The organism is Streptomyces sp. NPDC088812, from assembly GCF_044750285.1.
GTDB lineage: Bacteria > Actinomycetota > Actinomycetes > Streptomycetales > Streptomycetaceae > Streptomyces.
This window is the reverse complement of sequence record NZ_JBIVJP010000025.1, coordinates 1-11301: the sequence shown is the minus strand read 5'-3', so window position 1 is coordinate 11301 and position 11301 is coordinate 1. Positions and strand designations below refer to the sequence as shown.

The following is an 11301-nucleotide window of genomic DNA, read 5'->3' as shown; positions in this document are numbered from 1 at the left end:
GGCGGAGAGCTGGTCGACCATCGTGTTGATGGTGTTCTTCAGTTCGAGGATCTCGCCGCGGGCGTCCACGGTGATCTTCTGTGACAGATCGCCCTTGGCGACCGCCGTCGTCACCTGGGCGACGTTGCGGACCTGCGCGGTGAGGTTTCCGGCCATGAAGTTGACCGAATCCGTGAGGTCCCGCCACACGCCGGCCACGCCGGGCACCTGCGCCTGGCCGCCGAGACGTCCTTCGGTGCCGACCTCGCGGGCGACGCGGGTGACCTCGTCGGCGAACGCCGACAGCTGGTCGACCATCGTGTTGACGGTCTCCTTCAGCTGGAGGATCTCCCCGCGCGCCGGCACGTCGATCTTCTGTGACAGGTCGCCCTTGGCGACCGCGGTCGCCACCTGCGCGATGTCGCGGACCTGTGTCGTCAGGTTGCCCGCCATGGCGTTGACGGAGTCCGTCAGGTCGGCCCAGGTGCCCGAGACCCCCGGCACCTCCGCCTGCCCGCCGAGGGTGCCCTCGGTGCCCACCTCCCGGGCCACCCGCGTGACCTCGGAGGTGAACACGGACAACTGGTCGACCATGCCGTTGAAGACGGTCGCGATGTCGCCCATGAGCCCGTCGCCGTCGACGGGCAGCCGGGTACCGAAGTCGCCGTCGCGCACGGCGGTGAGCCCGGCGAGGAGCCTTCTGAGCTCCTGGTCGCCCGGGACCGTGTCGGTGACCTCGGCAGCGTTGCTGGTCATGCGTATCCTCGTTCCGCTCCCCAGGGAGCCCCCGCGGTACGGGAGCTCGGAACCACGCCGCCCCGGTGGACGGCGCCGCATGTTGGTGTACGAATTCCCGCAGTTCACGGATGTGCGTGATGAGAGAAATCCGCCGCAGGCTATCCCACGAGCCCGTGACGGAACAAAGTGTCGGGCCGTCCCGAGCGGTCCGTGACATCACGGGTCGCGCGCCTGCATGGACGGCGGAAAACGGGGTAGCCGAAAGGGTTTTCCCCTCAGTGGAACGCCGGGTTCAGCCGGCGTCGGGGCCGAGCAGTCCGGCCCGCAGCCGGCCCACCACACGGCTGATGAGCCGTGAGACGTGCATCTGGGAGATCCCGAGCTCCCTGCCGATCTCGGCCTGCGTCCGCTCCTCGACGAACCGCAGGTGGAGGATCCGCCGCTCCCTCGGGTCCAGTGCCGCGACCAGGGGCGCCAGGGAGTGGACGTCCTCCACGCGCGCGAGCGCAGGTTCCTCCACGCCGATGAAGTCGGCCCGGACCGACTCGCCGTCGCTGCCGCCGTCGGCCGCGAGGGCCGCGTCGAGCGAGGCGGAGGTGCGGCAGTTGGCGGCCTTGCGCGCCTCGACGACCTCCTTCTCGGACAACGCCATCAGCCGCGCCAGCTCACGCGTACCGGGCACCCGGCCGAGACGCGTCTGCAACTCCTCGGTCGCCCGGACCAGTTCCCCCCGCGCCTCCTGGAGCCGCCGCGGCACGTGCACGGCCCAGCCGGTGTCCCGGAAGAACCGCTTGATCTCACCGACGATGTACGGGACGGCGAACGAGGAGAACTCGACCTCCCGGGACAGCTCGAACCGGTCGATCGCCTTGATCAGCCCGATCGTGCCGACCTGTACGACGTCCTCCATCGCGTCGCCGGCCCGGCCGCGGAACCGGGACGCCGCGTACCGCACGAGCGACAGGTGCATCTCGATCAGCGTGTTGCGCACGTACTGGTGGCCCGGCGAGCCCTCCTCCAGGACCGCCAGCCGTTCGAAGAAGCGGCGCGACAGCTCCCGCGCGTCCCGGGGACCGACCTGCGCGGGCACGCCGACGAGCGCGGCCCCCGCGCGCGGGTCGTCCATGACCGGCTGTGCCGCCGTGGCCGTCGGTGCCTGTGCCGTCACGGCATCCATGCCGCTCACTCCGTTCGTCGGGGCCCGCCCGGACATGTCCAAGATCGTCGCCGGTCGGTGGCACCGCGTCTGCCCCCGCTTCCCGCCGCCATGCCCCGAGTTCCCCCTGCCTGCCCCGCCGGACGCGCCGGTCCCGGTGTCCGGACACCGCCTGCCGCGGACGGCGGCCGCACGCCCCGAATGCGGCCGCGGCGGGCGGGTATCCGCTGCGTGAACGGAGACGGGAGAAGGGAGCGGCGTGACCATCGACAGGATCTGGTCCTACCCGACGGACAGCGGGCACACCGAGGGGCAGGATCTGACGGGCTACGGGGTGGTGGCGTCCGACGGCACCATAGGCCACGTCGAACGCGAGGACGGCCACCACGGGATGTGGCACCTGGTCGTCGACACGGGGGTCTGGCTCTTCGGCAGGAGCGCGGTCGTACCGGTGGGCGTCGTCAGGGCGGTCGAGGTGGAGAGCCGCACCGTGACGCTGGCCTGCACCGGGGACGAGGTGAAGGAGGCCCCCCGGTTCCGCACGGACAGCGAGACGATGGACCCCGCGTACCTGACGGCCGTGGGCGACCACTATCTCCAGCTGATCCGGCGCGGCAGCACGACGGCCTGACCGCCGGGGGAAGCACAGCGGGCCGCGGGCGCCCGCCGTATGCTCAAGTGCCCACCACCCACCGGCCGTCGTGTGCCGTGACCGAGGAACGGGGTGTCGATGACCCACGAGCCGCAGACCCGGCGCTCCGGCCGCCGGGGACAGTGACCGAGCCGTGAGAGGGGACGAACTCGCGCCCACGGAGCCGGTGCTCGTCCCGGTGACGACCGCCGCGACCGCGCGGGACCACGCGCGCGCGGTGGTCGACGCCCACTGGAGCGCCGCCGCGGGACCGGCGCGGCAGGAGGACGTGATCGACCTGCTGCTGGTCGTGTCCGAGATGGTCACCAACGCGATCCGGCACGGCGGCGGCCTGGCCGGTTTCGAGGTGACCCCCGTGCACGGCGGCGTCCGGGTGGCGGTGCACGACCACAGCGACGGCGCCCCCTCCATGACGTACGGAGCCGGCGCACCGCCCGGGGGACACCGGATCAACGGCTACGGCTGGCCGCTGATCGTCGAACTGGCCCGGGACATCGCCATCGGCCCACGGCCGTCCGGCGGGAAGACGATCAGCGTCTTCGTGCCGGTCCGGGCCGTCGGCCCCCCGGGCCCCGACGGCACGCCCTGACTCGGCGCCCTCCCGCCCGGGAGAGGGCGGTCACCAGGGCAGGAAGACGTGCACGTCCTTCCCGTCGACGCCGATGACCACGCTGACCTGGCTGCAGAGCGTGTGGACCAGATGCCAGCCGATGCCGCCGCCCCCGCTGTCGGGATGGAACGGACGTGGCGCGGGCGCGGTGGTGCTGGTGTCGTGCAGCGTGACGTGCACCCCGTCGAAGGTCGGGCGCAGATGCAGGTCGAAGGGGCCCGGGGCATACTGGACCGCGTTCGAGGCCAACTCCGTGACGATCAGCACGATGTCGTGCCAGCACTCCGGTGCCGAGGGCGGGGTCGCCCGGGACAGGTCACGGAGGAACGCCTCCGCGGCCAGGCGTGCACCCGTCACGTCCTGCGGTTCGCCCGGGAACCGGGCGGTGCGGCTCGGGACCGCCCAGGAGGCCAGTGCGTCGTTACCACGGGGCTCGGTTGCCATGTCGTAGTTGCGGCCCCTACCGGCGGGACCGTCGTCCTTTCTCGTGCGGCTCTCTCACGTCGCCACTCTCCAGGGTTCCCGGGGCGCCGCAGGCTACGCGTCCGCACCGGCCGTCGTGCACCGGACCACGTACGGTGACCCTGCGGACACGCGGCGTGCGCACCGCTCGGGGGCCGGGAGAGGCCCTGGCCGGGCCCCGGTGACACGGACGGGGCCGAGGCCGGGGGCACCCCCCGCCCGCCCCCCGCACCGGCTCACCGGAACACGTCGTCCGCGTCGTCCCAGCTCAGCACCTCCTCCGGAGCGCTCTGCCGGGGCAGCCGCGCCCGCGCCTGGTACATGGTCTCGATCTCGGCCGCGTAGTGCTCGACGATCGAGTCGCGGCGCAGCTTCATCGACGGGGTCAGCAGCCCGTTGGCCGGGTCGAACGGCTCCGGCAGCACCCGGAAGACACGGATGGACTCCGAGCGGGACACGGCACTGTTGGCCGCCGCCACCGCCCGGCCGATCTCGTCCCTGAGGGCGTTCTCCTCGCGGGCCTCCCGGCTCGGCGTGTCGCCCTGGAGGGACAGCCCCGCGCGCCAGTGCGCCAGGAAGTCCGGATCCAGGGTGATCAACGCGCCCACACAGGGCCGGTTGTCGCCCACCACCACCGCCTGGTGGACGAGCGGATGCATCCGCAGCCGCTGCTCCAGCGCCGTCGGCGCCACGCTCTTGCCGCTGCTGGTGATGATGACGTCCTTCTTGCGGCCGGTGATGGTGAGGTAGCCGTCGGAGTCCAGGAAACCGAGGTCCCCGGTGCCCAGCCAGCCGTCCCGCAGCGCCGCCCGGGTGGCGTCGCCGTCGTTGACGTAGCCCTGGAACAGCGACGGGCCGCGCACCAGGATCTCCCCGTCGTCCGCCACCCGTATCTCGGTGCCCGGCAGCGCCTGCCCGACCGTCCCGGTCTTCTCCCGGCCCAGCGGCTGCATCGTGATCCCGCCGCTGGTCTCCGTCAGGCCGTAGCCGTCGTGGACGTAGATGCCGATACCCGCGTAGAACAAGGACAGGTCGCGGTGCAGGGGTGAGCCGCCCGAGGTGGCGCGGTGCACCCGGCCGCCGAGGGCGGCGCGGAGTCTTCGGTACACGGTCCGCTCGAACAGGGCGTGCTGGATCCGCAGGTCGAACCCGGGCCCCGAGCCGCGGCCCAGCCGCTGGCGTTCGACGGCGACCGCGAAGTGCCGTGCCGTCTCCGCCGCCCGCTCGAACAGCGCGCCGCGGCCCTCCTGCTGGGCCGTGCACAGGAAATTCTTGTAGATCTTCTCGAACACCGAGGGCACCGCGTACAGATACGTCGGCCGGAAGGTGCGCAGCGCCTCCGTGAGCGCGGCCGCGCCGAGGTCCGGTTCATGGCCCATCAGGATGCCGCCGCGGACACACAGGCCCTGGATCATCAGGCCGTACACATGGGAGAACGGCAGGAACGCGAGGACGGACGGCCGCTGCCCCGGCGCCGCCGCCGTCCGGCCCCAGCCGGCCAGCAGGGTGTCGCAGGGGGCGGCGAGGCCGCGGTGGCTCAGCGCGCAGCCCAGCGGGCGGCCAGAGGTGCCGGAGGTGTAGGCGATCACCGCCGTCGCGTCGGGCAGCACGATCCGGCGCAGCGAGTCCACGGTGGTGACCGGGACCGTCTCACCGAGCCGGGCCAGCTCCTCGAGCGCGCCGCTGTCCAGCTGCCAGACGTGCCGCAGCGCGGGCAGGGTCGCGCACACCGAGCCCACCGTCATCACGCTCTGCTCGTCCTCGACGACCACGCCCACACAGGCCGAGTCCCGCAGGATCCACTCGACCTGGTCGCGCGAGGAGGTGGGGTACACGGGCACCACCTCGGCGCCCACGGCCCACAGCGCATGGCTGAGCACCGACCACTCGTACCGGGTCCGCGCCATGATGGCCACGCGGTGGCCCGGCGAGATCCCGGACGCCACGAACCCCTTGGCGGCCTCGACCACCTCGTCGCGCAGCTCGATCGCCGTCACCTCCTCCCAGCCGTCGGAGTCCGCGGCACGGCGGGCGAGCACGGGGAGCGTGGGAGTGCGGGCGGCTGTCTCGAAGACGCTGTCGGCGAGCCCTCCGGTCAGGGGCGGGGCGGCTGGGGGAGCGAGGGCGACGTCGCGCATGCGCTGCTCCTGACGTGTACGGGGTGTGACTCCGCCGTTGAGGACTGTTATCGACGGTGGTCGAATGTAGCCGAGGAGCGACCGCTTGTGGCCGGGAACGGAGAATCGGTGCACGGCTGATGATCTAGGCGGGTCCGGGGGACTCGGAGGGCATGACGCACATCAACCCCGACCCCGAACCGGAACGCAGCACCGGCCTGGAACCGGGCGGAGGTGTTCCCCCGGGCGAGACCCCGCCCGCGGAGAGCAGCATGCCCGAGGCCGGACCCCGGGAGACGCACAATCCCCCCAAGGGCTGGGCCAAGGGCCCGCTCACCCTGATCATCGTCCTCGCCGTGCTGGTCGCGGCCTTCTTCCTGGCGTACGCGCTGGTCCTGATGCTCTGAGCGGGAGGACCGGACGGAGGGCGCTTGCGACGGGTCTCCGCGGCGTCCACGGAGACCCGTCGCAAGCGCCCTAGCCCTGGGTGTGGCGGACGCACGTGGTGACGACCTCGCGCAGACTGCCGGTGCGCTCCCACACCTCGCGCTGGACGCGGGCCCCGTTGCCGTCGCGCAGCAACCGCGCGCAGCCGGCGCGGGCCCGCTCCAGGTCACCGGCGTCGTCCAGCGCCTCCCCGACGTGCTCCAGCAGCGCCCGCACCACCGCCTCGGCCGGCGCGCGCCGCATGGTCGCGGGGTGCAGCAGGTCGTCGGTCAGCCCGGAGCGCGCGGCCCGCCAGCCGGCCAGCCGCAGCAGGCTCACACTGTGGTCCACCGGATCCTCACCGGCCTTCCACTCCCGGGCGGCCGTCTCGACGAGCCCGCGCGCCAGCGTCGCCATCAGCACGGCGGTGTCCGCGTGCAGACAGACGTCCGAGACCCTGATCTCCACCGTCGGGTAGCGCGCGGACAGCCGGGCGTCGAAGTAGACCATGCCCTCGTCGAGGATCGTGCCCGTCTCCACCATGTCCGCGACCCGCCGGTGGTAGCGCTCCGCCGACCCGAACAGCTCGGTCGGACCGGCCGACGGCCAGCGCTGCCACACCCGGCTGCGATAGCTGCTGTACCCCGACTCCTTCCCCTGCCAGAAAGGGGAGTTGCCGCTCAGCGCCGACAGCACCGACAGCCAGGGCCGGATCCGGTCGACGACCGCGACGCCCTCGTCGTCCGATCCGACCGACACATGGACGTGGCAGCCGCACACCAACTGCTCCTGGGTGGCGATGCCGTACTGCTCCGCCATCCACTGGTAGCGCCGGTTCATGCTCACGGAGGGGCGCACCGGCAGCGGGGAGGTGGCGAGCGCCGCCACCGTGCACCCGATCTCCCCGGCGTGCCGGGCCGCCTCCCCGCGGATGCGGACGATCTCCTCGCCGAGTTCGTCCATCCCCGACCGGGGATGGGTGGCGAACTCGAGCATCTGGTTGTGCAGTTCCTTCTCGAACACGTCCGGCTCGGCCGCGTCCCGCGTGGCGCGGGCGAGTACGGCTGCGGACAGGGCCTGAGGCTCCCCGGTTTCCGGGTCGACCAGGAGGAGTTCCTCCTCCACTCCGACGGTGCGCACGGTATGCGGCCTTTCTCTGGCAGGTGGTACGCACCCGACTGCCCCGTCGGTGTCCGTTCACACGGACGTCGGCGTCCACCAGACCGTGGCCAGCGGCGGCAGTGTGACCGCGATCTCCCCGTTCTCCGGCTTGATGCCGTCGGCGTGGGTGACGTCGCCGCCGCCGTAGCGGGCGGCGTCGGTGTTGAGCGCCTCGTACCAGACGGGTACGTCGTCGGGCACGGCGAGCCGGTAGTCGTGGCGGACGACCGGGGAGAAGTTGCTCACCGACAGCAGGGGACGCCCGTCGGCGTCGTACCGCAGGAAGGCGAAGACGTTGTCGTCGGCCGCGTCGCACAACACCCACCGGAAGCCGGCCGGGTCGGTGTCCCGCTGCCACAGGGCCGGGGTCGACCGGTAGCGGGCGTTGAGGTCGCGGACCAGGTCCCGCACCCCCCGGTGGTCGCCCTCCGCGCAGTAGCCGGGATCCAGCAGCCACCATTCGGGGCCGTCGGCCTCGGACCACTCCCCGCCCTGGGCGAACTCCTGCCCCATGAACAGCAGCTGCTTGCCCGGATGGGCCCACATGAAGCCCAGGTAGGCACGGTGGTTGGCCCGCCGCTGCCACCAGTCGCCCGGCATCTTCGACACCAGCGCCTGCTTGCCGTGGACGACCTCGTCGTGGGAGATCGGCAGGACGTAGTTCTCGCTGTAGGCGTAGATCATCGAGAACGTCATCTCGTGGTGGTGGTACTTGCGGTGCACCGGCTCCTTGGCGATGTACTCCAGCGAGTCGTGCATCCAGCCCATGTTCCACTTCAGCCCGAACCCCAGACCGCCGCTGTCGGTCGGCCGGGTCACCCCGCCCCAGGCCGTCGACTCCTCCGCGATCGTCACCACACCCGGACTGCGCCGGTACACGGTGGCGTTCATCTCCTGGAGGAAGGCCACCGCGTCCAGGTCCTCACGGCCGCCGTACACGTTCGGCGTCCACTGCCCCGAGTCCCGCGAGTAGTCGAGGTAGAGCATCGAGGCGACGGCGTCGACGCGCAGCCCGTCGATGTGGAACTCCTCGCACCAGTACACGGCGTTCGCCACCAGGAAGTTGCGCACCTCGGTGCGCCCGAGGTCGAACTCCAGCGTCCCCCAGTCGGGGTGCTCGGCCCGCTGGGAGTTCCCGGGCTCGTACAGCGGCTCCCCGTCGAACCGCGCCAGCGCCCAGTCGTCCTTGGGGAAGTGCGCCGGCACCCAGTCCATGATCACGCCGATCCCGGCCCGGTGCAGGGCGTCCACCAGGTGCTTGAAGTCGTCCGGGGTGCCGAGCCGCGAGGCCGGGGCGTAGAAACCGGTGATCTGGTAACCCCAGGAGCCCGCGAAGGGGTGCTGGGCGACCGGCATGAACTCCACATGGGTGAAACCGAGGTCGTTCACGTACGCCGGGAGCTCCTCGGCCAACTGACGGTACGTCAGCCCCGGCCGCCAGGACGGCAGATGCACCTCGTACACCGAGAACGGCGCCACGTGCACGGGGACGTCGCCCCGGTGCGCCATCCACTCCGCGTCGCCCCACGCGTGGTGCGAGGCGTGCACGATCGACGCCGTGTCCGGCGGGACCTCGGCACACCGCGCCATCGGGTCGGCCTTGAGGAACCGGTGGCCGTGGCGGGAGTGGATCTCGAACTTGTACCGGGTGCCCTCGCCGACCCCCGGCAGGAACAGCTCCCACACCCCGGACGCGCCCAGCGAGCGCATCGGGAAGGCGGTGCCGTCCCAGTAGGTGAAGTCCGCGGCGATCCGCACGCCCTGGGCGTTGGGCGCCCACACCGTGAAGCGGGTGCCGGCCACCCCCTCGTGGATCATCGGCTCCGCGCCGAGCGCCTTCCACAGCTGCTCGTGCCGCCCCTCACGGATGAGATGCAGATCGAACTCGCCCAGGGCGGGCAGGAAACGGTACGGGTCGTGCACCTCCTGCTCGGCCCCCTCGTACGCCACCAGCAGTGTGTACGCGGGGATCGCGTCGAGCGGCAGGACGACCGAGAAGAGGCCCTCGCCCTCCGACACGAGCGGGGTCCGCACGCCGTCCACCACGACGGCCACCGAGCGGGCGAAGGGCCGCAGCGCCCGGAAGGCGATCCCGCCCGGCACCGGGTGCGCGCCCAGCAGGGCGTGCGGATCGTGGTGGGCGCCCGCCAGCAGGCGCCCCCGGTCGGTCGCGTCGAGCGGGGGCGCGGTGGCCGGGCGGGGGCCGCCCGGCCGGCCGCGGCGCGGGCGGGGGCCGCCCGACTCGGGCCGAGAGGTGTCGCGCAGAGCCATGGGGTCAGCCTCCTCGGACGGCGAGACGTTCGATCGCCGCCATCGGTACGGGTAGCCAGTCGGGACGGTGCCGGGCCTCGTACAGCACCTCGTACACGGCCCGGTCGGTTTCGTAGGCACGCAGCAGGGCGTGCTTCTTGCGGGGGTCCCAGCCGGCCCGGGCCGCGTAGCCGGCGCAGAAGGCCTCCCGGCAGCGCAGTGCCCACTCCGGACGCCAGGGCCGGCGCTGGCGGGCCGCGTAGTCGAAGGACCGCAGCATGCCCGCGATGTCCCGCACCGGGGAGTGCGCGCTGCGCCGTTCGGCCAGCGGACGGGAGGGCTCGCCCTCGAAGTCGATGACGAACCACTCCCGTCCCGTGCGCAGCACCTGCCCCAGGTGCAGGTCGCCGTGGATGCGCTGGGCGGACGGACCCGGATCGCAGACGGCGAGTGCGTCGAAGGCGGTGATGAGACCCGGGACGTACGGGCGCAGCGCCGCCACGTGGTGGGCCGCGGCCTCCAGCCGCTCGGTCATCGCCGCCGCCGTCCGGACGTTGTCGGCGCGCGGACCGGACGGGAAGGCCGCGGCCAGGGCGAGGTGCACCTCGGCCGTGGCCCGGCCCAGCGCCTCGGCCTCCGCCGTGAAGGAGTCGCCGTGGGCGAGGGAGTCCAGCGCCAGCGTCCAGCCGTCGGAGGCGTCGGGCAGGAACGGCTGGAGCACGCCCAGCGTCGCCTCCTGCGGGTCCGTCGTCCCGAACCAGGCCACCGGCGCCGGCACCCGGCCGCAGTTCTGCCCCTTGAGGGCGACCGGCACCTCCAGGTCGGGGTTGATCCCGGGCTGGATGCGCCGGAACACCTTGAGGATGAACGCGTCGCCGTACACCACCGAGGTGTTCGACTGCTCCGCCTCCAGCAGCCGCGGCGCCAGACCGGCCGGCACCGGCACCGACGGGTCGGACTCGAAGGTCAGCGGACCCAGCGGACCGGGGTGCCGCATGCGCTCCAGCAACAGGTGCGCCGAGCGGGGGTCCTGGAGGGCGTCGTGCACCGTCAGACCGGCCAGCGGCCCTTCCTCCACCTTGCCGATCAGGGCCCGGCCCAGACGCGGCGACAGGTGCCGCTGGAGACCGAGGAGCAGCTGGTAGCAGTCGCCGGGCGGCGGAGTGCCGCCCGGCGAGGGCACGCCGGACTGGCCGGTCTGCACCAGCAGGTGCAGACAGCCCGGATACAGCTCCGTCATCGACAGCAGACGCAGATCGTTCAGGGGCCGGTCCTTGCCCGCGAACCAGCGCTGCCGGGGCAGCCACTCGCGCAGCAGGTTCCCGAGCGTTCCGCCGGAGCGGACGCCCACGGCACTGCCGTGGTTCAGAGATGCGGTCTTCGGCATGGTGACGCGTCCTTTCCGCGGCGCACGCTCACAGGCGCCGGCCGACGCGGGATGCGGCTCGGACGAGCCGGAACCAGTAGAAACCGTGCCCTGCGAGGGTCAGCAGGTACGGCAGTTCGCCGATGGCGGGGAAGCGGACCCCGCCGAACAGCTCCACGGGGTGGCGGCCGTCGAAGCGGCGCAGGTCCAGCTCGGTGGGCTGGGCGAAGCGCGAGAAGTTGTGGACGCACAGGACCAGGTCGTCCCCGCCGTCCTCCGACGAGGGGGCCTCGCGGAGGAAGGCGAGGACGGCGGGGTTGGTGGAGGCCAGTTCGGTGTAGGAGCCGAGTCCGAAGGCGGGGTTCTGCTTGCGGATCTCGATCA

At 72.4% G+C, this 11301-nt stretch carries 11 protein-coding genes; 3 read left to right on the top strand and 8 right to left on the bottom strand.

The genetic code is table 11. From position 1 onward, the window contains the following. Positions 1-735 (bottom strand): HAMP domain-containing protein (locus ACIP67_RS34720; RefSeq protein WP_401697219.1); only part of this gene is annotated, 735 nt, incomplete at its 3' end. Between the two features lie 274 nt (positions 736-1009). Beyond that, complete coding sequence (locus ACIP67_RS34715) at positions 1010-1843, bottom strand: SigB/SigF/SigG family RNA polymerase sigma factor (RefSeq protein ID WP_401697425.1); 834 nt, start codon at positions 1841-1843, stop codon at positions 1010-1012. Positions 1844-2132: 289 nt separating this feature from the next. Between ACIP67_RS34715 and ACIP67_RS34710 the strand changes: the two genes are divergently transcribed. Next, the gene (locus tag ACIP67_RS34710; protein WP_401697218.1) at positions 2133-2504 is read left to right on the top strand and encodes a PRC-barrel domain containing protein; all 372 of its coding nucleotides are present in this window, start codon (positions 2133-2135) and stop codon (positions 2502-2504) included. 154 nt (positions 2505-2658) lie between these two features. Continuing rightward, entirely contained in the window at positions 2659-3114 is a 456-nt protein-coding gene (locus ACIP67_RS34705) for an ATP-binding protein (protein ID WP_401697216.1), read from the top strand. A 30-nt stretch (positions 3115-3144) separates the two neighbouring features. Here the strand turns inward: ACIP67_RS34705 and ACIP67_RS34700 are convergent, their stop codons facing one another. After that, entirely contained in the window at positions 3145-3579 is a 435-nt protein-coding gene (locus ACIP67_RS34700) for an ATP-binding protein (protein WP_401697215.1), read from the bottom strand. Between the two features lie 254 nt (positions 3580-3833). After that, the gene (locus ACIP67_RS34695; protein WP_401697214.1) at positions 3834-5735 is read right to left on the bottom strand and encodes an AMP-dependent synthetase/ligase; all 1902 of its coding nucleotides are present in this window, start codon (positions 5733-5735) and stop codon (positions 3834-3836) included. Positions 5736-5887: 152 nt separating this feature from the next. Between ACIP67_RS34695 and ACIP67_RS34690 the strand changes: the two genes are divergently transcribed. Then, positions 5888-6121 carry a DUF6480 family protein gene (locus tag ACIP67_RS34690; protein ID WP_385077836.1) on the top strand — a complete coding sequence of 78 codons (234 nt, stop codon included), beginning with the start codon at positions 5888-5890 and terminating at the stop codon, positions 6119-6121. A gap of 70 nt (positions 6122-6191) precedes the next feature. On the opposite strand, the gene ACIP67_RS34685 is transcribed toward ACIP67_RS34690, so the two are convergent. From ACIP67_RS34685 to ACIP67_RS34670, 4 genes are all read right to left on the bottom strand, one after another. Then, positions 6192-7280 (bottom strand): glutamate--cysteine ligase, encoded by a 1089-nt coding sequence (locus tag ACIP67_RS34685; RefSeq protein WP_401697212.1) that lies wholly within the window; start codon positions 7278-7280, stop codon positions 6192-6194. 57 nt (positions 7281-7337) lie between these two features. Further along, positions 7338-9572, bottom strand: a complete 2235-nt coding sequence (gene glgB / locus ACIP67_RS34680) for a 1,4-alpha-glucan branching enzyme (protein WP_401697211.1) — start codon at positions 9570-9572, stop codon at positions 7338-7340. Positions 9573-9576: 4 nt separating this feature from the next. Further along, a complete protein-coding gene (locus ACIP67_RS34675; RefSeq protein ID WP_401697209.1) occupies positions 9577-10938 on the bottom strand; it encodes a maltokinase in 1362 nt (453 codons plus the stop codon). A gap of 28 nt (positions 10939-10966) precedes the next feature. Then, positions 10967-11301 (bottom strand): alpha-glucosidase C-terminal domain-containing protein (locus ACIP67_RS34670; protein ID WP_401697208.1); only part of this gene is annotated, 335 nt, incomplete at its 5' end.

Excerpts from the sequence above, each read along its gene's own strand:
- ACIP67_RS34715 (WP_401697425.1), bottom strand. The coding sequence starts at position 1,843 with ATGGACGACCCGCGCGCGGGGGCCGCGCTCGTCGGCGTGCCCGCGCAG.
- ACIP67_RS34700 (WP_401697215.1), bottom strand. The coding sequence starts at position 3,579 with ATGGCAACCGAGCCCCGTGGTAACGACGCACTGGCCTCCTGGGCGGTC.
- ACIP67_RS34695 (WP_401697214.1), bottom strand. The coding sequence starts at position 5,735 with ATGCGCGACGTCGCCCTCGCTCCCCCAGCCGCCCCGCCCCTGACCGGA.
- ACIP67_RS34690 (WP_385077836.1), top strand. The coding sequence starts at position 5,888 with ATGACGCACATCAACCCCGACCCCGAACCGGAACGCAGCACCGGCCTG.
- glgB (WP_401697211.1), bottom strand. The coding sequence starts at position 9,572 with ATGGCTCTGCGCGACACCTCTCGGCCCGAGTCGGGCGGCCCCCGCCCG.
- ACIP67_RS34675 (WP_401697209.1), bottom strand. The coding sequence starts at position 10,938 with ATGCCGAAGACCGCATCTCTGAACCACGGCAGTGCCGTGGGCGTCCGC.